Raw genomic sequence first — 20955 nt, 5'->3', positions numbered from 1 at the left:
GACCTCCCAGCAGAACATGGACCAACTTCAACGGCCCCATCATCCGCTGCGGTCACAAATCAGCTGGTAGCTGAATCGCTGCTATAAAAAGCGAGGTAAAATAAGAAAAAGCACAGTAACGAATGTTCGAAAGAGTCGCTAACGGGAGGTAGAAATGGAAAGCCGGCTTTACGAGGAGGGGTACAACGAAAGTCTCTTGAGAGCTGTAGCGGCTCTTAACGAAACTCCTGCATCCACGGAAGCAATCCTGGGCCTGTTGCAAAAACACTGGGATTTGCCTCGAGGAGAAGCGGAGCAGCTGTTGTCGCAGGAACGCTACGAAGGATTCTTCCAGCGTGATTTCGCAAGATACCTGACGATGTACGAAGGCTTTTCCGAAGAAAAGGCAAGGGCATATACGACTAGCCACATGAACCTTCTGGCTCTGCGAAAAATCGAAAGGCCGTGGGCTATCGAGTACAACAGGCTTTATCGCCAGATCGAAAAGCAGAAGTCTCAAATAAAGGGGAAGGTTCACCTATCTTCCGAAATCGAGGAGTAAAGCAGTTCTCGCTACACGCCGCCGCATCCCATCGCCTAACCCACACCACGGGGGCGGCGCGCTCACCCCTGGCAGCAGTGCAGGAAGGGCGCCTGCGCAGCCGCCAGGGGTGCCATTATGCTCAGTCCCAAGCCGCTACCCGGCAGTGAGGTAGCCCGTCTGCCCCTCGTGGTCGATGTGGCACATCGCGTACGTCGTCTGCTTAGAGTCGTAGGTCGTGCCGTTGCCACCCACGATGGCCTTGCAGTTGTAGAACGTGGAAGAGCCCGTGCACCCGCTCGGCAGCCCCCAGTCGGCATCGACCAGGATGCGCTCAAGGGCGGTGCAGGCACCGAACGTGTAGAGCATGCTAGAAAGCGACGCCGGACTCATGCCCCGCAGATCGAGCTCGGTGAGCGCGGAGCACGAGTTGAACGTACGGTTCATGTAGGCCACGCCGCACAGGTTCGCCATGCCAGAGACCGAGGTCAGGGCGTTGCAGCTGTAGAACCAGTAGTTCAGGTTCACGTTGGCGACCCTCGATGTGTCGGCGGCGATGGTCACGCGCTTCACGCTCTTGCCGAACGAAGCCCAGGGCGTCGCCTGGATCGCGGTGTACTTGGCGTTGGCGCAAAGCGTGTCGGAGGCCAGCACCTCGCGGCCTGTCGCATCGGCCTTGGCGAACCCGATCTTGAGCTCGCCGTCGGAGAACAGCGTGGCGTTGAGCCAGGTGCGGACTTCGTACTCGGGGTCGGTCAGAACGCCGCCCGCCCCCAGCTTGAGGACGGAGGCGCCGGAGGTCTGGAACGGCACGAAGCCGTCGGTGCCGCCCATTGAGTTCGATTTGAGTTTCACGGGCCCCGAAACGTCCCCGTTTCGGGGCCCGGAGACAAAAATCGCACGTCTACTCACTTGGGATAAATCCTTACTCCCATTCCTCCGAATACCGCCCAGTGCTTTGCCATCTTGAAACACTGGGAGTAAATAGCGAAATAGCAGGTGAAAGGGAGTAAAAGACCAAAGAAAAAGCCTCCGTCCCAACGCGGGAACGGAGGCTAGGAAATCGTTTTTACTCACCGCCGTCGCTGGTGGCTTTGCCATGACTGTCGTACGAAACGAAACTCAGCGGCACGGTGCGGCACTCAAAAATGCAGGTCAGAACCCTATCGGGCTACTCCCACTCGATGGTTTTGGTTCTGCCGTCCCGTCACACCAGTTGCACCCAGTTGTCGGTGCCGTCTCGAGCCGAGTGCCGCCGAATGACGCGACGTCGCGTTTCGTCGACTTCGGGGACAAAAGCTGGGACAACTCCAAAAACTTTTTTCAAACTCAGGACTTTGAGTTTTTGTTTTTGTCCCAAAGGGCACGGCGGGCCGCCTTTGGAGGCTCGATAGCACCCAAAAACGCCCTTTTTGAAACTCAACCGCGCTTTCGCGCGAAAGCCGCCAGCTGCAATCGTAAGTGAATTAACGCGGGTGGCTTACGCACTGTTTGCAAAACCCCAGGTCGCAGGTCTTTGCCATCGGTGGGCAAAGTGAGTAGTCTCGGGTGGCTTGCCCATGAGTCGACGAACGGGCTTTGAGATTCCGCCAACGTCCGGAAACGCTCCGAGTTTCCTTGAATTTTTAGACAGCCCATGGTATAAGGTAATTGGTTTTCCGTTAGGAAGGCTTCCAAGTGCCGGGGACGTTTTCCCCGGCTTTTTTCTTATCCAGGAGAACAATGCGAGAACTCAGCATCTTCGTCGACGAGTCGGGAAGCGACGGCCTCTCCGACCGCCACTACCTGCTCACCGTCGTCATGCACGACCAATCCGAAAACATCGCGGACTCGATCGCGGCATACGAGGGAGCCCTCCGCGCCAAGGGGCTCCCCGACATACCCTTCCATGCGTCGCCGCTCATGAACGGAAAGGACCAGTACTCGGGACTCGATCTGAGGGCGCGCAAGATGCTGCTCGGCTCGTTCCGCGTATTCTTCCGCCACATGCCCGTGAGATACCATACCTTCGCATACGCGACCAAGGAGTTCGCCTCGCTCGAGAAGCTCGCGGGGACGATGCGCAGGGACCTCGTGAACTTCCTGTTCGACAACCTCGCGGAACTTCAGTCCTACGACGCGGTCAAGGTCTACTACGACAACGGCCAGCACTCCATCGCCGAGTCACTCCACCGCGCAATCGAGTACGCGCTGTCGAAGGATGCGGTCGTCTACCGCTCGGCGCAGCCCTCCGAGTACCGCCTCTCGCAGGCGGCGGACTACATCTGCACCATGGAGCTCACCGCGATCAAGTACGCCGAGCATACCGTCACCGCGACGGACGAGAAGTTCTTCGGCAAGTGGTCCGACTTCAAGAAGGGCATTCTTAAGGAGACACGCAGGAAGCTCATCTGACAAGCGCCGTTCGGCTTGTCGCGTTCACAGACGGCGCCCATCAATGCTCATGCGCGGGGTTGTTAGAAGGCCATTTAGCTGCATAATATTGATCAGTTAGAAACCATCTGGTTTGCGGGGCGGGATCGTGAGAGCGATTCTGCCCTTTTTGCTCATACTTTCTTTCTCTCTTGGTCCAATGGATCGGGAACGGCCTGTGAGCACCTGGCTTCGCATCCCTGTCCATCGTTTGCCATCGGCCAAAGCGGGGCGAGTCAACCGCGCCCGTTGCCATTTGTCCCTTCCGAATAACCAATTCCGCTACCGCCCATCGCTATGCCGCTTCCTCCATCCCAAACGCGGACGTCTTCACGGTGAGCCGTCGGCGCGGCTGACGAACTCGATTGCGGACGAAAAGAGGGTTCAAATAAAGAAATCAAACGTTTGAAAATTGCGTATCTACATGCACAAACGCACAATATGGTACATCCCGTGAGCTGACGATACGAGAAAGGAACACCATGGCGAACAACAGCGACAAACAAGGGAGGGCGCTCTTAATTGGCTCATGTATGGAAATAAATGCTGGCAATCCGTTTTCCCAGTTAAGAGACTTGTTTCACCTCAAAACCTATTACGATTGTCATGGAATCAACTGTCATATTGTCGCTAGGAAAGGCGTAATACGCTTTGTTTGATCCGTGCTAAAGACATAAGAAAAGCCCCCTGAACTGGTGTTTTCAGGGGGCGTCGCTTTGTCACGAACTGATACGAATTTGTATCGGTTACTACTCCCACTCGACTGGAAATTCGAGGACTGCTGCAGCTTACTGTATCTCTACTTACTCTTTCATGTTCTGTTGCCTACGCAGTATCCAATTTGTTTGCACTCATTCCGTACTCACGAACAGGATTACTCCCAATGCACTTAAGAGGAAGCTTTCCCGGTGTTTGGGCCTAGGGTTTTAACCAGGTTGCCAGCCAAATCTTAGAGCGAATTCTTACCCTGATCGTTGCCAGCGAAATCTTCAATGATCTCGTCACTTTCCTGACGAACTCGTTGTCCAGTTTCTGCTCCTTGAAGTCGCGAATCGCATCAACGTCCTTCGCGCTCATTTCGCCCAGACACACCTTCTCGAAGGCAAACGCCGAGCCTTCGCCAATGGCTGCGACGATGGCTGCCGCGACGATGGCGTTTATAACTTCTCCTGCAAGGTTGACGCCGGGTATCGCTTTCAGTGCGCTGATCGCGGCCTTGGCCGCAATGCTTTTGTTTGGCTCCGATATAGACCGCGCTTGTCCCAGATGCTCAGCTCACGGCCGCTTATTTGGCAAGCAGACCTATAGCTGCGTTGAAATATTGGTCGAACCATGGTCACGACGATTCCGACATCGAGCCCGCAGTAGCCATAGTACGAAAAGGCGCCCGTGGGTTTTAAAAGGTTGCTATCTCATTTTTCGGGCAGCAAGTTACTGAAGTACTCGGTGCGGCCTGCCAGTACGTCGTCGTAGAAGCCCTGCTTCCAATCGATGTATTCCACGCTGGCCTCTAATTCGGCAATTTGCTCGACAAGCCTGCTGCGTTTTTCGGCCAGCATCGTTTTTCGTTGAGGAATCGATGTCTCACCTTGCAGGCATAGTGCTAGGTATTCCTTCATTTCTTCGATGCTCATGCCGCATCTCTTTAGGCAAATCAGGCTTTTCACCCATTCGACGTCGTGCTTGTCGAACACGCGACGATTGTTTTTATCGCGTTTCACGTTGGGCACGAGCCCCTGGTTACAGTAGAACTTCAGCGTTTGGTACGTCATGTCGGCTTCGCGACATACTTGCATCATCGTGAACAGGTCGCCTGTTGCTTTTGCTCGCTTGGGCGCGTGTTCGTTTTCGCTCGCGTTCGCCATCTTCACGATTCCTTCAAGTTCCAAATAACAATGCTTGACCGTTAGTAACTATCGGTTGTTATAACAGCGTCAGATCAATAAAGCAAGGGGGTTGTGGTAAGGAGTCGCCGCTCCCGATACGCGAGGAAGGAATCAATATGGCAAACGACATGATGTACGTGACGCTTTCGAACGGCGTGAAGATGCCCCAGCTGGGCTACGGCGTGTACCAGGTGACGCAAGACGAGTGCGAGCGCTGCGTGCGCGACGCGCTCGAGGTAGGGTATCGCCATATCGATACGGCGCAAAGCTATTTCAACGAAGAGCAGGTGGGCTCGGCCATCGCTGCCTCGGGCATCGACCGCGGCGATATCTTCCTTACCACCAAGGTGTGGATCGAGCATTTTGGCGAGGGCTCCACGCGCGCGTCGGTCGAGGATTCGCTGCGCAAGCTGAAGACCGACTACATCGACTTGCTGCTGCTCCACCAGCCGTTCGGCGATGTGTTCGGCGCGTGGCGCGATATGGTGAAGCTCTATCAGGAAGGCAAGGTGCGCGCAATCGGCATCTCGAACTTTTACGTTGACCGCATGGTGGAGTTCTGCGAGTTCAACGAAGCGAAGCCGATGGTGAACCAAATGGAGCGCCATCCGCTGAACCAGAATGTCGAGCTGCAGAAATGGGAGACCGAGTACGGCATCGTGCCGGAAGCCTGGGCTCCCTTCGGCGAGGGTCGCGGCGGGTTGTTCGAGAACCCCGTGCTGGTTGAAATCGGCCAGGCTCATGGCAAGACCGCGGCGCAGGTGATGCTTCGTTGGAACCTGCAACGCGGTGTGGTGGTCATTCCGAAGTCGGTTCATCGTGAGCGCATGGAGCAGAACCTCGACGTGTTCGACTTCGAGCTTTCCGCCGAGGAGATGGCGCGCATCGCCGCGCTCGACACTAAAACTTCCAGCTTCTTCAGCCATGCCGACCCCGCTATGGTGCAGTGGTTTGCAAAGATGGTCGAGGAGCGCAAGCATCAGCACGATAGCGCCAAGGAGAAGAAGAGTTGGTAGGAATTACGGGAGGTTTTATGATGAATCGGATTGTTGCACGGCGCGATTTCGTGAAGATGGGCCTGTTGGCGGGTGCGACTATGACGACGGGCGGTCTTCTTTCAGCATGCGCTTCGAATGGAGAGGGCGCAGCGTCGCAGTCGGCAGATGGGCTTGGCGTTGGGTCATCGAGCGGGGCAAACCAGGCGGTGCAGGCCGACCCCGCCACGCCACCGCAACCCGTCGGGGGCAAGGTTCTTGTGGCGTACTACTCGGCGCAGGGCCATACACGTGCTGCAGCTGAGCGCATCGCGGCGGCGACGGGCGGTGACATTTTCGAGATCACGCCCGAGAATCCCTATTCGGACGCCGATTTGGATTGGCGTGACGACAACAGCCGCGTGACGCGCGAACACGACGATCAAAGCCTGCGCGACATTGTGCTGTCTCAGGTCGCACCCGACGCGTTTGAGGAATACGAAACGGTGTTCGTTGGTTATCCCGCCTGGTGGCAGATGGCTGCATGGCCAGTTAACCGTTTCGTGCGCGACAACGACTTCGTGCGTAAGACGGTTATCCCGTTTTGCACCTCGACCTCGTCATCGATGGGCTCAACCCGTCAGACGCTCGAGCAGCTTGCCGGTTCGGGTGAGTGGCTTGATGGTCAGCGTTTTGGCGAAAACCCGCAAGATGGCATGGTTGAAGACTGGGTCGAATCGCTGAACATTTGATAGAGACGTTGCGTCGATTTATTATCGGATACGGAAAAGACGAAGGCAGGGCAGTTTTCTTTTGCCCAGTGATTCGCGATTGATTCGAATCACCTTCGAACAGCGCGACAATCGCCAAAACACTCGTCGCAGGTGGTTTGGCGATTGTCTCTTTTTCGCCATGCTGTCGCATGGTCGCCATAGGGTGTGATGAATGCCGAATCCGCAGAATGACGACGAATTAAAATACCTGTTCAAAGGCATAAAATACCCCGGAAGCATATGCTTCCGGGGTGGAATCATTCTCGTGTTTTGCAAGTGGCTTGATTGGCTATGACCTTCAATGGAACTTTATGAGCCATGGTGAATCATTGCAGGTGGCTTTGCAAAATTAGCCTAGGGTCACTCCCACTCGACTGAGAATTCGTGCGCTGTCGTGGGTTGTGATGCTAGCTGCGCTTTCGTAGCGCCTTATCTTAGCAATGCCCAAATTGCCTGTACCCATACGGTACTCATATGAGCGAAATTACTCGCATACCGCCTTACGGCCGAGGGGAGTGACGCTCTCGGTCTCATCCTTAAATCAAGCATGAGCACCTAATTCGACACAAGCTCCTTGGCTTTCTCCAAGCGAGTATTTAGGTCTTGCCAGTGCTTTTCATTTAGCTTCGGAACGTTCTTTACGCCCAGCTTTAAAATACGGATTTCCTCATCGTACATTTTGTACTTGTGAAACAGTATGGCTGCTTCTTTGTATAGAGCAGGAGCGTCAAAACCCCGTCCTGCAGCAATGCAAAACTGAACAAGCGCCTCATCGTCACGTCCAGCTTTCTTCAACGCAATGCCGTTGAGCTCGGCATCAAGTCCGTCGGCATCTGCTGAGATTTGCTGCTCGATGTAATCCTTGTGCTGGCGCAGAAATTGCACGATGTCTTCTTTGGTTAACGACTTCGGAGGCTCGGCGTCATGCTTAGCCATATTCATGTCAAAACGTTCAAGTTCCAGGTTGCCGACAACCTTCTTCCAATTTCGGGCGTTACCGTCTGGGAAGAGCCGATTCACCGACCAAACGTTAAACTCTCGATCGGACGTCGTGTGCTCGATGGTTTTCCTATCGTGCTTGTGCATGTAGGGTACGTAGCCGTTCGCTTCGAGTTCGTCTCTCCCCAACTCCGTGAGTTGGTATTTGGGGGTATAGGACGGTATGCAAATTTGATCTTCTGGAATATTAGATACGATTCGATCGACAAGATCTGCCTTTTTGCCAGTTGTGGGCAGGCCAGAGTTTTCGAGAATGCCTCTCAACTCTGCAACCTTCAAAGAGCTAAGCGAATGGGCTTTTGGCGCCCATTCCAAGAAGCCGTTGGCCGCGAGGTTTTCTAAAGCGTGCCCAACGTCGCGGATTCCGTACTCGAACCACCAAAAACCAGGGTAGCCACCATTTGGCTTGGGATAGCGGCCGGTCTCGCAATAGCTAAGCAGCATGATTTGAGCAGGGTAAAGCCCTCTTGCGGAGGGTATGGCCGTTCCTTTTCGCTCCTCGAAAGTGATTACTTTGGTTTGCATCATGGAATCGGGATAGGAGTAAAGGGTGCAATAACTATCTTCGCGATAATAAGGAACTTCATCGGAAGAGACAGTACTCGAATCCGCGTAAACCGTTTTTCCCCTAGAGTTACTAGCGCTTCTGTTTGTCGCCGTTGCAGTTTTCCCAAACTTGGATAGAACGTTTAACAATCCCATTATTACCTCAGTGACTGAATCTTTAGCCAACACTCTAATGGTTCAATTACAGCTCTCCGCGAGCCCTTAGATCCATTATGTTGATGCCATTGTCCCAAGTTATTTTCCACTCTTCGTATTCTTCCTGGGTGATTTCCTGGCTCTTGAGCTTGTCGCGCATTTCGCCCCAATCCCTAATGAACTCGGAAAGGTTCTCGCTGTTGGGTTCGCAGCTTATGAAGTATCTGCCATGCTCTTCGTCTTTATACGGCTTCAGCCGCATGCTCTCTTCATTTTGCAAGATGACGTAACAGAACTCGTACTCATTGAGCAGCTCCGGCGCGGTTAGGTACTCGCTGCGGACGCCGAACGCCTTGGCTATGCGGTCGACAATCTCGCGCTTGGGCACGCGGTCGCCCAGCTCGTAGCTGCGGAACGCGCTCTCGGTCACAAATGACTTCTCGGCAGCTTCGCGCTGCGTCCAGCACCGCTTCAATCGCAGGTCGCGGATTCGCCTGCCTAGCAAGGACGAAGGTTCTTTCTTCTTGAGCACGGTTGAGGCCCCTCTCGCGGACTCGTAGGCCAAACGTACGCTGCGGCACCCGGCAACAGCCCGAGGTGCGCAGCGGCAATGGCGCAATTCTAACACCTCACAAGAACGTGAGCAATTTTCTGAGAATCTGTTGACATCACATAAACGTGAGGTTATGTTGACAACATCAAAGCTCACAGATATGTGAGGTCAACTTAGAGATAGGAGCAGAGATGAACGCAAAGCTTATAGGCGTGGACGAGGTGTGCGAGCAGCTGAACGTTTCCCGGGCGTACGCCTACAAGGTGATCCGAAAGCTCAACGCCGAGATGCAGGGGAACGGTTGCCTGGTGGTGCCGGGAAAGGTCAGCCGGAGCTTCTTCGAGGAGCGCTTCTTCGGCGCGGAGGGCCGCGATGCCAGCAGCAAGGCCGAGCCCGAGGCAGGCAAGGGAGGTCGAAATGTCGGTTAGCAAGGACAAAGCCCGAGGCACCTATTACGTGCAGTGCCGGTACCGCGACTGGCAGGGCAAGCAGTGCAAGAAGACCAAACGCGGTTTCACCAGCGAGCGCGCCGCCCGAAAGTGGGAGCACGAGTTCCTGCTGCGTATCGAGGGGGCGCCGACCATGACCTTCGCGGACTTCTACCGAGTCTACCGGGAGGACGTCTCCCCGCGCCTGCGCCGAAGCACCTGGAACACCAAGGCCGCGATGATAGAGACGAAAATCCTGCCCTATTTCGAGGCCAAGCCCATCAACGAGATCGCCTCGACGGACGTCATCGCCTGGGAAAACGAGCTGATGGAGCTGCGGACCAGCAACGGCCTGCCGTTCAGCCCGACCTACCTGCACAGCATCTGCAACCAGTTCTCCGCCATCATGAACCACGCGGTGAAGCACTACGGCCTTGCCTCCAACCCCATGCACAAGGTCGGCAAGATCGGCGAGAAGAACGCCGAAGAGATGCACTTCTGGACCAAGGACGAGTACCTGCGCTTCAGCCGCGGGCTTCGAGACAAGCCCGCATCCCACATGGCGTTCGAGATCCTGTACTGGTGCGGCCTGCGCGTTGGCGAGCTACTGGCGCTCACGCCCCGGGACTTCGATTTCGCGCGCCGCACGGTGTCGGTAACGAAGTCGTACCAGCGCATCGGCCGCGAAGACGTGATTACCGCCCCGAAGACCAAGAAATCGGTGAGGACCATCGTGATGCCCGAGTTCCTGGCCGAGGAGACGCGCGACTACCTTGCCTGCCTTCGCGGCATCGCCGAGGACGAGCGGATATTCCGCCACACCAAGAGCTTCCTGCGCGAGGAGATGCGCCGCGGCTGCAAAGCGTGCGGCATGGAGCCCATCCGCATCCACGACCTGCGCCACAGCCACGTGAGCCTGCTCATCGAGCTCGGCTACTCGGCGCTGGCCATCGCCGACCGCATGGGGCACGAGAGCACCGAGGTGACCATGCGCTACGCGCACCTGTTCCCGAACAAGCAGCAGGAAATGGCTGCCGACCTTGATATACAGCGCGCGGCAAGCGCCGGATACAACCCGATGAGAGCCCTGAAGGAGGCGAAAGACGATGAGTAGGAAGAACCTGGACGAGCACGGGCGCCTGCGCAGCAAGACGGTGTCGTTTCGCGTGTCCCCCGAAGAAGGTCAGAGGCTGGACGCGATCGTGGCCATGAGCGGCCTGACGAAGCAGGACTACATCGTGGCGCGGCTTCTGTGCCAGGAGGTGACCGTGGTGCCCAGCAGCCGCGTGCAGAAGGGCATGGAAGAGGGCATGCAGATGGTCTACTGCGAGCTTTTGCGCTTGGGAGAAGGCTACGAAGTGCAGCCCGAGGTGCTTGACGTGATTCGAATGCTCGCGGCGCTTTTCGAGGGCTTCGGCGGCGAAGGCGCCCACATCGCGCAGTGCTCGCCGCGGAACGCGCTCATTCGCATGGAGCGGGGCGATTAGCGATGTCCTACTTTGAGCGGATGGAGGAGCGGAGGCGCAGGCTGCGCAACCACGGCTTCGAGGGAGAGCCGAGCGGCGAGCAGCTCGTCGACTACGCGCTCTCGCTGGAAGACCGCCTCAACGCCGTATGCGCTGCAACGGGCCTGCGGCTTCGCCAAGATGCCCGCGGCAGATGGTTCGCCGCGGCCGAGCAGGAGGGGTCGGGGCGATGGCCGCGCTAGAGGTGCGCCTTGCAAGCGAGCTCATCCAGGAGCCGCCCGTCGAGGCCGATTGGATAATCGAGGATCTTCTGCGCCTAGGCGGGCACGTCATCGCGGGCTCGCCGAAATGCGGGAAGAGCTGGCTGTGCCTGTCCATCGGCCTGGCTGTAAGCTCGGGAAGCCCGTTCTGGGGCTTCGCCACCAAGAAGTGCGGCGTGCTCTACTTGTGCCTGGAAGACACCTACGAGCGCGTGAAGAAGCGCCTTTGGGCGCTTTCCGACGTGGCGAGCGAGCGCTTCTTCCTAAGCAACGCAGCACCGTGCCTGGGCGAAGGCCTAGTGGAGCAGGTCGGCGGATTCCTGGACGAGAACCCCGACGTGCGCCTGGTGATAGTGGACACCTTCCAGAAGGTGCGCAGGCCGAGCAGCGACAGCCTGTATGCGGCGGACTACCGCGATTTCGGGGCGCTGAAGAAGCTGGCAGATGACCATGCCGCGTGCCTTATCGCCGTGCACCACACGCGCAAGCAGGCCGACAGCGACGTGATGAACACGGTTTCCGGCACCAACGGGATCACGGGGAGCGCCGACAGCACCTGGGTTCTGTCGAGGCCCAACAGGGGCGCCGCCGACGCAACGCTTTCCATTACGGGGCGCGACGTGCAGTTCCAAGAACTGAAGCTGCGGCTTAAGGACTGCATCTGGGAGATGGTGGGCAAAACCAGCGAGGAGGAGCTCGAGGAGCGCGATATCCCCGATTGCGTCATGCGCACGCTCGACTTCATGTCGCGCGGCGTGAGCATCTGGCAGGGAACCATGAGCAACCTCATGGATGCTGCGGGGGTCGAGGGCGTGACGGTCCCCGTGCTGGGCAAGCACCTCGCACAGAACAGCGGCTTCATGCTCTCAAGGGGCGTGCGCTACGCCAAGAAGCACACGAGCGCGGGCCAGCTGGTGACGCTTCAGCGCATAGAGGGTGAAGGCGGTGAAGGCAGTGAAGGGAAACCGGCTATATAGGAATCTGCCGTCATTGCCGTCATTGCCGTCACGGGGCCGTTCGCAAGAGCGGCCCCGTTTTGCATTGCGCGACGGCGGCGGAGCCGCGACTGGCGAGTGCATTGGTGCGACACTGGCAAGCGGTGATTTTTGAGCGGATATGAGCTGATCGATTAATTCAGCAAGTAGCCTATGCCGTCGGACAAATCCTCGGCATAGGAGGACGGCGGCGTCCATTGAGCACCCGTTTGCGGGGGTCCCGCGCCCCTAGGCTCGCTTCCCGTGCGTTTCGCACAAGCCGCAATAACCGGAGCGTCACCTGTATGGTTTAGATTTCTGAATTGGCGTTTGGCGGTTGCTATTTCCGTGAGTGCATTATGAGTGCACAATAAAGAGTGCCAGCAATCTAAGGTATCCTTGTGAGTACGGATTTTAGAGATAGTTGGTAAAAGCGCTGGTGAACCGCACGTTATCGTGCGCTTTGGCAACAAAGCTAATCGCTTGGCTATTATAATTTCGCTCAAACCGCAGTTCAGACAATAAGTCGAAAGGCCTTCGGAACTCTATCCGAAGGCCTTTCGCGTTACATGAGAATCATTGGCTTAGAGGTATTTCAGCGAATCCAGAAGCATCAAAATGCATCAAAACTCACGCCAAAACAACCTCACGATAATGTGCGTAACTATTCCCACTCGATGGCGTCGGTTCTGCCGTCCCGTCACTCCAGTTACACCCAGTTTTCGGCATCGACACGGAACGCGTGCCGCCGAATGACGCGATGTCGCGTTTCGTCGGCTTCGGGGACAAAAGCTGGGACAACCTCAAAAACTTTTTTCAAACTCAGGGCTTTGAGTTTTTGTTTTTGTCCCAAAGTGCGCGGCGGGTCGCCTTTGGAGGCTCGATGGCGCCGAAAACGCCCGTTTTGAAACTCAACCGCCCTTTTGCCCGCAAGCCGCCAGCTGCAATCGCAAGTGAATTAACGCGGGTGGCTTGCGCGCCATTTGCAAAACCCCAGGTCGCAGGTCTTCGCCATTCGTGAACAAAGTGAGTAGTCTCAGGTGGCTTGCTTATGAGTTGGCGAACGGGCCTTCAGGATTCAGGGCAAACATGCTGGTAGAATAGGATTCTCAAATCAATGACAGGAGACCGAGCATGGCCGAACCCCACGATAGGAAGCCGATCCTCACGATCGAGCAGCAGATAGAGCACCTCAAGCAGAAGGGCGTAGCCTTCGAACTGTGTTCCGAGGAAGAGGCCGCGGACTACCTGCGCGACAAGTGCAACTTCTTCAAGCTCGCATCCTACCGCAAACTCTTCTCGAAATACGAGGGAGGCCCGCGCGACGGCCGCTACGTAGACCTCGACTTCGGCCAGCTGCGCCTGCTCGCGGCGCTCGACCAGGAGCTGCGCCACGCCCTGCTCGGCATGACGCTCGACATCGAGCATTTCCAGAAGGTGACACTGCTTCGCGAGATGGAGGACCGTGGAGAGGACGGCTACGCCATCGTGGCCGACTACATGGCATCGCTTACCACTGCAAACAGGGAGTACCGCCTGCGCGAGCTCAAGATGAGCGGCCGCAGCCCCTACAGCTCGAGCCTCTACGCGAAGTACTCCGGCGACATGCCTGCCTGGGCCTTCCTTGAGCTCACCTCGTTCGGCACCCTCATCGACTTCGTGCGCTTCTGCGCCAGGCGATGGGGCGACAGGCGCCTCGAGGCCTCCCACTACGACCTCAAGCGCGTGAAGTCCGTCCGCAACTGCGCCGCGCACGGCTCGTGCCTGATCAACTGCTTCGCCGAGAGGGGCGCCGCCCGGGGCTCGGCGTCCAGCGGCGTCTCCCGAAGGGTCGCCGCCGTGGGGATTCCCAAGGCGACCAGGAGGAAGTGGATGGGGAATACGGCCATGCAGGAGGTCGCGACCGTGCTCGTGGCGCACTCCGGCTTGGTACCCGAGGGCTCCTCGCGCTCGCGCGCCGCATCCGAGCTCGCCGAGATGTTCGCCAGGGCCGACGGCGAAACCGAGGCGCTGCCCGACAAGAGGCCCGACGCCGCAGCTCGCTCCGCGCTCGAGTTCCTTCGCAGGTTGACAGAATCGCTCGGGTTGGTAGAATAGCCTGCAGATAGCAAAACCTTCACGGTTTTAGGGGCGGACTTGCGCAAGCGACTCTGCCCTATTTTTAATATGAGCAGGACAATGTCAAGAGGCAAAATCGGGCCTGCCCCAGCTTTTTGAACTGGAGTCAGGCCCTTTTCTCTATATCGACCCATGCTGCGGCGACTTCGGCGTGTCTTTCCGACGCTCGTCTTTGCAGTTTAATATCCGCCCGTGGCGACTACTCGCTGGGCAATCCGTTGCTACGGCTGAGGCTACCTCGTCGAAACGACAGTCTATGGACGCGGGTGGCGCCTGCGGCGCTCGCAAAAAAAGAGACTGGGGTTCGCCTCAACGGCCTCGGATCGAACCGCGGCATGGGAAGATGGCGCTATGTGTCTTCGTTGGGCTTTCTGCGTCCTATCGCGCCCCCTCGGCCATCGAGCCCACGGCCCAGCACCAGCACGCGAGCTCGCGCGCGGTGGCGACGTTCGCCTTGTTCTTGTGGACCCCGCGCTCCAGCAGGGCAGCGCGCCTCCCGACGAGCCGCCGCACCCCCTTCGACGCATGCCGCCTGGCAGCCGGTTCGGGAGCTTGGCCCGGGGCCGGGTCCTTCGAATGGGGCGAGGCGTTCAGGTAGTGCCACGCCGCCTCCACCATCACTCTCCTCAGATGCTTGTTGCCGGCCTTGGTGATGCCGCCCTGGGCGACCTTTTCCCCGCTGGAGTGCTCGGAGGGGGTGAGCCCGAGCCACGCGGCGAACGACCTCGCGTTCCGGAACCTCGCGAACTCGCCGGCCTCGAAGACGATGTCGGCCGCGGTCATGACGTCGATGCCCTTCAGGCACCGCAGGGAGTCGACCCTCTTCTTCCACCTGGGCCTGGACGCCTCGTCGGCCACCAGCTTCTCCAAGCGCCTCTTGTCTTCCTCGGCCTGCCTCACCGCGTCGACGTAGAAGGCAAGCGTGTCGTTGTCCGCCTTCTCCCTGAAGGATATCCCCTTGATCCAGATCCAGTAGGCCCCCGTCCAGTTGCTCTTGCGCTGGCCGGACGGTGTCTTCTCGTCGAAGACGAGCCCGTGCCGCAGCAGGAACTTGGAGAGCCTCTGCTTTTGGCGCCTCAGGTCCTCCCGGGCGTCGTCCAGGGCGCGCGCCAGGTCGCGGGCGGCCTCGCACTCGTCGTCTGGCACCCACACCTCGACGATGTTGCCCACCGAGAGCATCCTGGCCAGGAACTCCGCGTCGTTGCGGTCGTTCTTCCTGCGCCTGTCGGCGGCGGGCTTTATCATCTTTGACACCGCGCCGATGACGCAGTCGACGCCCAGGGAGGAGAGCTTCTTCTGCAGGTCGAACCCGGTCACGCCCGACTCGTATACGCATCTGGCCCCGGGGTCGATGGACCGGATCCACTCGGCCACGGCGCAGGCATCGTAGCCGAAGGTCGCGGATCTGACCTCTCCGGTCACGACGTCGAGCGCGACCGCCTTGATCGAGCGCGCATGCACGTCCAGGCCTGCAAAAGTGGTAACATTCATCATGAGAGCCCCTTCCATGAGTGTGGCGTGGCCGCCACGGTCGACTAGACACCTTCCATTGTCGGCCTAATCCACGAAAAGTCATGCAGCAGGGGCTCTCAATTTATTGTGTCCTGCTCATATCGTCTATATTCACTCGCTATAGGAGACGGATGATACCTGGGTCAATGACAGAACTGAGAAGCCCGGAATAATGGAGCCAGTTAGAAACCCTCGGGTTTGCGGGGCGGGATCATGAGAGCGATTCTGCCCTATTTTTTTCCTCCGTCTGCCCCAACCAAGTAGTTCGAAGATAGCCTGTAGGTGTCCTCGTGGGCGCCTTTTATAATATGAGCAGGACATTGTCAATAGGCAATGAAGGGCCAAGGGCGATTTCGTTCGCCCTTGGCCCAATCTATCTCCTCCGCAATCCCCGTTGACAGCGCGTGTCGGATCGACGCCCGTCTGGCAGTTTAATATTCGCCCATCGCGCAGAATGCGCCGGTGCATCTCGTTGCTACGGCCGGCCCCTCCGTCTCGTCTGTCTTTTGGCGTGCGTGGCGGCTTCGCCGCCGCACGAAAAAAATCCGAGGATGGAGGCCGACGCCCGTCGAGCCCGGGAATTCCGGGAAAGACCCGGATATGTGCGCGGCGCTCCCGCTAGGCGCCTTCCGCCATTCGGCCCACGGCCCAGCACCAGCAGGCCAGCTCGCGCGCCACCGCGACGTTGGCCACGCTGCTCTGCTTGCCCGCATCGTCCATGGAGCGGCGCCTGTCGACGAGCCGCCTCACGCCCGCGTTGGCGTGTCGCCTGGTCGCTGCGTCGACTACCTGCCCCTTGGCCAGGTCTTTCGGCGACCTCGACGCTCCCTTGTAGTGCCAGGCGGCCTCGACGAGCAGCTTTCTCAGGTGCTTGTTGCCGGCCTTGGTTATCCCGCCGCGGAATCGGGACTCGCCGCTGGAGTGCTCGGAGGGCACCAGGCCCACCCACGCCGCGAAGCCCGACGCCGTGGCGAACCTCGCGAAGCCGTCGGCCTCGCACGCGATCGAAGCCGCGGTGACCGCGTCTATACCCTTGAGGCATTTGAGCGCGTCGCAGGTCGGCTTCCATCTAGGCTGCTGGGCCAGCGACTTGACCTTCGCCTCGAGCGCGGCCTTGGCGGCGTCGGCCTCGCGCACGCGCTCGCAGTAGTGGTCCAGCGTCGCCATGGCGGCGGCGTCCCCGAGGTCGATGCGGCCCACCCACGCCCAGAAATCCCCGGTCCAGCGGTTGCGCCTCTGGCCGGCGGCGTTCCTCTCGTCGTAGACGAGCCCGTGCCTGAGCAGGAACTTCGAAAGCCTCTGCTTGGCGCGCACGGCGTCGTCGCGCGCGTCGGCCAGCGCCCGCGCCAAATCCCGCGCGCCCTCGCACTCGGCATCGGGCACGTGCACCTCGGTGACCACGCCCAGCGCCAGCTGCACCGCGAGGAACTGCGCGTCGCGCCTGTCGGTCTTGCGGCCGCGGTCCGCGGCGGGCTTGTGCATCTTGGAAACGGCTCCGATCACGCAGGCGGCGCCCATCGCGTTCAGCTCGCGGCAAAGGTGGAAGCCCGTCACTCCCGACTCGTAGACGCATCTGGCGGACTGGGGCAGCGAGGACACCCATGAGGCGATCTCGCCGGGCTCGTAGCCGAACGATTTCCTGATCGTCTCGCCCGTTTCCGGGACGAACGCGCAGGCCTTCACCGGCCTGGCATGCACGTCTAGCCCTACGAAAGTGGTAGCATTGCTCATCGGAAGCCCCTTCCATGAATGCGGCGTGGCCGCTGGCGGTTTGGACACCTCTATTGTCGGCCTAATCCGCGGATATGCATGCAGGAGGGGCTTCCAACTTTTTTATGTCCTGCTCATATCGTCTTGTATAGTATTATTAAAAGGGGGAAATGTTTATGTTACATAGCATGCGTATTCGATAAGCATTGAAATCAAAAAAGATTTTTCCCATTTTCAATATGGGCTTTTTTTTTGAAAAATTAGAAATCATAATCAAAAACTCTGAAAAACAAAAGGAAGGATATTAAATGAAACACTTACCTAAAAGTACACTTACGGAAATATTGAATGACCCATACGGATTTACTTACAAAGAAATGTCGGAAGTAATTGGAGAGGATAAAGCAAGAGCCTTATATGCGGAATTGTATAAACAGCCATTTCACAAAAAAAATCTATCAATATCAACAAAAAAAGTCTATAAAAGTAGCGATACTGAAAAGTATGTTTATGAATTGAAAGACAACAGGTATATCGAAACGGTTTTTATTAAACGGCGAGATGGTGGGACTGTTTGCGTAAGTACGCAAGTTGGTTGTTCTGTTGGCTGTATTTTTTGTGAGTCCGGACGCAATGGTTTCGTTCGTAATCTAACACCATCTGAAATTGTGCAGCAGGTCATATTGATACGTCAAAAAGTAAATCGTATCGTTTTTATGGGAATGGGAGAACCTTTATTCAATTACGACAACTTGATTGCAGCAATCCATATTCTTCGAGATAGAAATGGACTTAACTTTCCAACCGACGGCATTACCGTATCAACAGTTGGTCCAGTTAATCAATTAAAAAAATTGCGCGAAGAACATCTAAAAATTCAGTTGACAATATCTTTACATGCAGCAACACAGGCTGCGAGAAACTGCATCATTCCTCATATGCACATGTACGCTATTGAAGATGTTGTTAAGCAAGCATTGTCCTATTCACAAAGGCATAATCGAAAAGTGGTATTTGCGTATTTGCTTTTACCAGGTATAAATGACCGTTCCTCAGATATAAAGCAACTTGCAAAATGGTTTAAGGGCAAAAATGTTATGATTAACGTGCTGCAATACAACCCGACGAGTAATTCAAAAATTAGAGCACCACAAAAACAAGAAATGGTTGCGTTCAAACATCAATTAGAGCAAACAGGACTTGAAGTTACCATGAGAGTTTCTCATGGTAGAAAGATTAAAGCAGCTTGTGGACAGTTAGCTAATACATATAATAAAGCCAAAAAACAACAAAAATAATTTAATTAAAAGAGCCAGACGCACAGACGCAGAGCCGATAATATGCAGTTTGAAATACTGCTGTTATCGGCTCTTTTTTGATTTAATTTGTGCCCCCAATAACCATATTGGAGCAAAATCAGAACTGTTGCTTGTCGTTCTTTGATTTCCGCAGCAGCTTTGAAAAACCAAAGCCGCCGTTTCTTTTTATCTTCTAATGAAATGACGCGGTATCACTGTTAAAAGCGGCGGCTAAAAGGAGGTAGCCGCCATGAAGCACATACCCTATCGACAAAATCCGACGGTCATTGACATATCAAAAAAAGCCCGACCACCGCCGGGGAAATTTCTACCCATGAATATGAACTGTATAATCATATAAATACATTTTTTAATTCCTTTGCGTCCGTTTGCATTTTGCAGACGGGCGCATTTTGCTGTCCTCAAAAAAATTTGAAAAAAGTTTGCTGTTTGAGTTGGCAAAATTTCGGTGCTTCCGTGGAGGGCAGCCGAAAGGGGAACACCAACCCGCCCCCGGGAACGAAAGGGGGTGAGAAAATGAACCCTGCACAATTTGAATGGCAAACGAGATGTGAGTTTAATGCGTACTATAAGGAAGAAGGGCTGCCGTTCGTCCTCGACTACGACGTCTGGCACCGCAAAGACGCCGCTGCAAACGGGATGTTCGACGACGAGGCCTCACCGGAGAACCGCGACTGGCGAGACGAGCACGATGGTATCATCGCCGACACCATTGCCGGCATCCTCTTCAAGGCGCTGCCGGCACATACCATCCCGCCGAAGCTCAGGTTCAGCTATGAGAACGTACCCGCCCTCGACGCCGAGATTCTAAGCGTATACTGCGGGTTCGAAGCCGCGGGGCTCTCGTTCTCCCTGGATTTCGAGCTCAATACCGGCAGGGGCGGCAACCGAGTTCTCCTCGAGCTGGAGCCTGAACCCTCCGCAGGGAACGTAAGCCTCACCTGCGAGGGAATGGACGACGATTTCACAGCCGCTTGGAATCCCGATACCGCAAAGTGGGACAAGCCCCTCCCCGCCAAGCAACAGGGAAAATAGCCATGGGCGCGTATCTGGGCCTGCGCGACAGCTGGTTTTGGGAAGACGACGCAATCCTCGACGCAATCGAGACGCTTCAGGACCAGGCAGACGGCACGTTCTACCCGGCCGAATACGGGCCGGAGGGCCACACGGACATCGCCTGCCCCAACCTTTGGGGCTATCTGATCCCGCAGGAGGAGTCGGAACCGTTCGAGCGCCTTTTCGCGGCACGCGAAGACGAGCAGGTCGCAAAGCTCTACGGGACCCGCTTCGCCTACGCCCGATGGTACAACGGTGCCGACGGCGAACCCAAGGTGGGCTTTCTCCCCGCGCCCGTCTCCCGTGAGGAGCCCCTTGCGGGAGGCGTCGGCAAGAAGGCGACGTGGGCGCGGTTCTGGACGTGGGGACCTGCCCTCGAGGACAACATAGACATGAGCTGCGATCTGGTCACGGGTTGGTGCGAAATCGAGTACGTCTCCAGGAAACGCGACCTTCCCGCCGCCAGATTCAGGGTTGCCGCGGCCAAGCTCGCGCCCTATGCCACCATCGGCGAAGGCGTCCACTATGGCGAGCGCGGGGAAAGCCCGTGGATGATCTACGACGGTTTCTACTGGAGCTACATCCTCGGGACTGACGATGCCGTCCTGCTTAGGGGGACGAGAAGCGGCTCTTCCGAGAAGAGCTACGAGCCCATTCTTTCTCTGTTCCGCTCGATAAGAAGGTCCGCTCGCGGCGTGACGCGCCGGCTTTGGGGATTCGCCATCTAGCAATGGCGGAGAAGAACCCAGCCTAGCAAGGGAATTCTTGTATTGCAGATGGGTTCCAAAAAAGCAACGCAAAGGCCACCGAGCCTTACGGGGCGTCCTTGCGCATACCTTCGCCGTTCGTCTGCTCCCGCTCAGCCGAATCGCCAACCGCAACAGGCCATGTCCCAACGGATGGGTACCATTTATCCGGGTGCACCTGGGGCAACGGGCCGGCAGGCCCGCGCAAGGTCGCTCGCAGAACACGCAACATCAAACACGACAGAAGAGGCGAACGACAGATGCCGGACCCCGGACGACAGCACCGCGGAAGACGAGCATTCCGACCACAACCGAACAATCTTCGATCCTAGGCAGGCGCCCGCATGGGCGCCTTTTTCTTTTCAGGGACTTAGCTGAGAGCTAAGGCACGTGGCTCATGGCCGTTTCGTGGAGGCCCGACCAGCTCGACCCACCTCGACCCGTCTCCGTTCCCGTCGGGCGCGCAGATCGCCATCAGGCGGTTCAATCGTCGCGCAGACGAAGAGGCACACGGTGTCGCGCGGCGTGCCCGCGCGGTGCCGCACGG

The 20955-nt window shown here is 57.1% G+C and carries 20 protein-coding genes; 14 read left to right on the top strand and 6 right to left on the bottom strand.

The window, feature by feature from the left end:
- Positions 1 to 154 precede the first annotated feature (154 nt).
- The gene (locus tag ACESWY_RS01925; RefSeq protein WP_373092613.1) at positions 155 to 541 is read left to right on the top strand and encodes a hypothetical protein; all 387 of its coding nucleotides are present in this window, start codon (positions 155 to 157) and stop codon (positions 539 to 541) included.
- 135 nt (positions 542 to 676) lie between these two features.
- On the opposite strand, the gene ACESWY_RS01920 is transcribed toward ACESWY_RS01925, so the two are convergent.
- Entirely contained in the window at positions 677 to 1375 is a 699-nt protein-coding gene (locus ACESWY_RS01920) for a hypothetical protein (protein ID WP_373092611.1), read from the bottom strand.
- 867 nt (positions 1376 to 2242) lie between these two features.
- On the opposite strand from ACESWY_RS01920, the gene ACESWY_RS01915 reads away from it, so the two are divergent.
- Positions 2243 to 2914, top strand: a complete 672-nt coding sequence (locus ACESWY_RS01915) for a DUF3800 domain-containing protein (protein ID WP_373092609.1) — start codon at positions 2243 to 2245, stop codon at positions 2912 to 2914.
- A gap of 1430 nt (positions 2915 to 4344) precedes the next feature.
- Here ACESWY_RS01915 and ACESWY_RS01910 read toward each other — a convergent pair.
- Positions 4345 to 4797, bottom strand: coding sequence for a MerR family transcriptional regulator (locus ACESWY_RS01910; RefSeq protein ID WP_022183977.1), 453 nt, complete (start codon positions 4795 to 4797; stop codon positions 4345 to 4347).
- Positions 4798 to 4934: 137 nt separating this feature from the next.
- Here ACESWY_RS01910 and ACESWY_RS01905 point away from each other — a divergent pair, with 137 nt between their 5' ends.
- On the top strand, positions 4935 to 5834 hold the full coding sequence (locus ACESWY_RS01905) for an aldo/keto reductase (protein ID WP_220240923.1): 900 nt from the start codon (positions 4935 to 4937) through the stop codon (positions 5832 to 5834).
- A gap of 17 nt (positions 5835 to 5851) precedes the next feature.
- On the top strand, positions 5852 to 6544 hold the full coding sequence (locus ACESWY_RS01900; RefSeq protein WP_373092606.1) for a flavodoxin: 693 nt from the start codon (positions 5852 to 5854) through the stop codon (positions 6542 to 6544).
- A 576-nt stretch (positions 6545 to 7120) separates the two neighbouring features.
- On the opposite strand, the gene ACESWY_RS01895 is transcribed toward ACESWY_RS01900, so the two are convergent.
- Together ACESWY_RS01895 and ACESWY_RS01890 are read right to left on the bottom strand one after the other, a co-directional pair.
- Positions 7121 to 8266, bottom strand: a complete 1146-nt coding sequence (locus ACESWY_RS01895) for an SAP domain-containing protein (protein ID WP_373092604.1) — start codon at positions 8264 to 8266, stop codon at positions 7121 to 7123.
- Between the two features lie 46 nt (positions 8267 to 8312).
- On the bottom strand, positions 8313 to 8798 hold the full coding sequence (locus ACESWY_RS01890; protein ID WP_329934019.1) for a helix-turn-helix domain-containing protein: 486 nt from the start codon (positions 8796 to 8798) through the stop codon (positions 8313 to 8315).
- 212 nt (positions 8799 to 9010) lie between these two features.
- On the opposite strand from ACESWY_RS01890, the gene ACESWY_RS01885 reads away from it, so the two are divergent.
- From ACESWY_RS01885 to ACESWY_RS01855, 7 genes are all read left to right on the top strand, one after another.
- A complete protein-coding gene (locus tag ACESWY_RS01885) occupies positions 9011 to 9247 on the top strand; it encodes a DNA-binding protein (RefSeq protein WP_302855259.1) in 237 nt (78 codons plus the stop codon).
- Positions 9237 to 10361, top strand: a complete 1125-nt coding sequence (locus ACESWY_RS01880; protein ID WP_373092601.1) for a site-specific integrase — start codon at positions 9237 to 9239, stop codon at positions 10359 to 10361. Before ACESWY_RS01885 ends, ACESWY_RS01880 begins: the two co-directional genes overlap by 11 nt.
- Positions 10354 to 10734, top strand: a complete 381-nt coding sequence (locus ACESWY_RS01875; RefSeq protein WP_373092599.1) for a plasmid mobilization protein — start codon at positions 10354 to 10356, stop codon at positions 10732 to 10734. The genes ACESWY_RS01880 and ACESWY_RS01875 overlap by 8 nt, the downstream gene beginning before the upstream one ends.
- A 2-nt stretch (positions 10735 to 10736) precedes the next feature.
- Positions 10737 to 10955: a hypothetical protein gene (locus ACESWY_RS01870; RefSeq protein ID WP_373092597.1), complete on the top strand. Its 219-nt coding sequence runs from the start codon at positions 10737 to 10739 to the stop codon at positions 10953 to 10955.
- Positions 10943 to 11950, top strand: coding sequence for an AAA family ATPase (locus tag ACESWY_RS01865; protein ID WP_373202136.1), 1008 nt, complete (start codon positions 10943 to 10945; stop codon positions 11948 to 11950). The genes ACESWY_RS01870 and ACESWY_RS01865 overlap by 13 nt, the downstream gene beginning before the upstream one ends.
- Before the next feature lie 739 nt (positions 11951 to 12689).
- The gene (locus tag ACESWY_RS01860) at positions 12690 to 12968 is read left to right on the top strand and encodes a hypothetical protein (RefSeq protein ID WP_129583900.1); all 279 of its coding nucleotides are present in this window, start codon (positions 12690 to 12692) and stop codon (positions 12966 to 12968) included.
- Positions 12969 to 13081: 113 nt separating this feature from the next.
- On the top strand, positions 13082 to 14044 hold the full coding sequence (locus tag ACESWY_RS01855; RefSeq protein ID WP_373092592.1) for an Abi family protein: 963 nt from the start codon (positions 13082 to 13084) through the stop codon (positions 14042 to 14044).
- Between the two features lie 399 nt (positions 14045 to 14443).
- Here ACESWY_RS01855 and ACESWY_RS01850 read toward each other — a convergent pair whose 3' ends face one another.
- Together ACESWY_RS01850 and ACESWY_RS01845 are read right to left on the bottom strand one after the other, a co-directional pair.
- Positions 14444 to 15559: an IS110 family RNA-guided transposase gene (locus ACESWY_RS01850; protein ID WP_373092590.1), complete on the bottom strand. Its 1116-nt coding sequence runs from the start codon at positions 15557 to 15559 to the stop codon at positions 14444 to 14446.
- Positions 15560 to 16195: 636 nt separating this feature from the next.
- A complete protein-coding gene (locus ACESWY_RS01845) occupies positions 16196 to 17308 on the bottom strand; it encodes an IS110 family RNA-guided transposase (protein ID WP_123220200.1) in 1113 nt (370 codons plus the stop codon).
- A 287-nt stretch (positions 17309 to 17595) separates the two neighbouring features.
- Here ACESWY_RS01845 and rlmN point away from each other — a divergent pair, with 287 nt between their 5' ends.
- The 3 genes from rlmN (at position 17596) to ACESWY_RS01830 (ending at position 20390) form a co-directional block, all read left to right on the top strand.
- A complete protein-coding gene (gene rlmN, locus ACESWY_RS01840; RefSeq protein ID WP_130811360.1) occupies positions 17596 to 18585 on the top strand; it encodes a 23S rRNA (adenine(2503)-C(2))-methyltransferase RlmN in 990 nt (329 codons plus the stop codon).
- A 537-nt stretch (positions 18586 to 19122) separates the two neighbouring features.
- Positions 19123 to 19641 carry a hypothetical protein gene (locus tag ACESWY_RS01835; protein WP_130811361.1) on the top strand — a complete coding sequence of 173 codons (519 nt, stop codon included), beginning with the start codon at positions 19123 to 19125 and terminating at the stop codon, positions 19639 to 19641.
- Between the two features lie 2 nt (positions 19642 to 19643).
- Positions 19644 to 20390, top strand: a complete 747-nt coding sequence (locus ACESWY_RS01830) for a hypothetical protein (RefSeq protein WP_101677790.1) — start codon at positions 19644 to 19646, stop codon at positions 20388 to 20390.
- Positions 20391 to 20955 lie beyond the last annotated feature (565 nt).

The organism is Collinsella aerofaciens ATCC 25986 (assembly GCF_964237925.1).
GTDB lineage: Bacteria > Actinomycetota > Coriobacteriia > Coriobacteriales > Coriobacteriaceae > Collinsella > Collinsella aerofaciens_BJ.
The sequence above is the reverse complement of the archived record's forward strand: the minus strand, read 5'-3'. Positions and strand labels throughout refer to the sequence as shown.

Bases quoted from the DNA above. Each gene is read 5' to 3' on its own strand.
- ACESWY_RS01925 (WP_373092613.1), top strand. From the start codon at position 155: ATGGAAAGCCGGCTTTACGAGGAGGGGTACAACGAAAGTCTCTTGAGA.
- ACESWY_RS01915 (WP_373092609.1), top strand. From the start codon at position 2,243: ATGCGAGAACTCAGCATCTTCGTCGACGAGTCGGGAAGCGACGGCCTC.
- ACESWY_RS01910 (WP_022183977.1), bottom strand. From the start codon at position 4,797: ATGGCGAACGCGAGCGAAAACGAACACGCGCCCAAGCGAGCAAAAGCA.
- ACESWY_RS01905 (WP_220240923.1), top strand. From the start codon at position 4,935: ATGGCAAACGACATGATGTACGTGACGCTTTCGAACGGCGTGAAGATG.
- ACESWY_RS01900 (WP_373092606.1), top strand. From the start codon at position 5,852: ATGATGAATCGGATTGTTGCACGGCGCGATTTCGTGAAGATGGGCCTG.
- ACESWY_RS01895 (WP_373092604.1), bottom strand. From the start codon at position 8,266: ATGGGATTGTTAAACGTTCTATCCAAGTTTGGGAAAACTGCAACGGCG.
- ACESWY_RS01885 (WP_302855259.1), top strand. From the start codon at position 9,011: ATGAACGCAAAGCTTATAGGCGTGGACGAGGTGTGCGAGCAGCTGAAC.
- ACESWY_RS01880 (WP_373092601.1), top strand. From the start codon at position 9,237: ATGTCGGTTAGCAAGGACAAAGCCCGAGGCACCTATTACGTGCAGTGC.
- ACESWY_RS01875 (WP_373092599.1), top strand. From the start codon at position 10,354: ATGAGTAGGAAGAACCTGGACGAGCACGGGCGCCTGCGCAGCAAGACG.
- ACESWY_RS01870 (WP_373092597.1), top strand. From the start codon at position 10,737: ATGTCCTACTTTGAGCGGATGGAGGAGCGGAGGCGCAGGCTGCGCAAC.
- ACESWY_RS01865 (WP_373202136.1), top strand. From the start codon at position 10,943: ATGGCCGCGCTAGAGGTGCGCCTTGCAAGCGAGCTCATCCAGGAGCCG.
- ACESWY_RS01855 (WP_373092592.1), top strand. From the start codon at position 13,082: ATGGCCGAACCCCACGATAGGAAGCCGATCCTCACGATCGAGCAGCAG.
- ACESWY_RS01850 (WP_373092590.1), bottom strand. From the start codon at position 15,559: ATGATGAATGTTACCACTTTTGCAGGCCTGGACGTGCATGCGCGCTCG.
- ACESWY_RS01845 (WP_123220200.1), bottom strand. From the start codon at position 17,308: ATGAGCAATGCTACCACTTTCGTAGGGCTAGACGTGCATGCCAGGCCG.
- rlmN (WP_130811360.1), top strand. From the start codon at position 17,596: ATGAAACACTTACCTAAAAGTACACTTACGGAAATATTGAATGACCCA.
- ACESWY_RS01835 (WP_130811361.1), top strand. From the start codon at position 19,123: ATGAACCCTGCACAATTTGAATGGCAAACGAGATGTGAGTTTAATGCG.
- ACESWY_RS01830 (WP_101677790.1), top strand. From the start codon at position 19,644: ATGGGCGCGTATCTGGGCCTGCGCGACAGCTGGTTTTGGGAAGACGAC.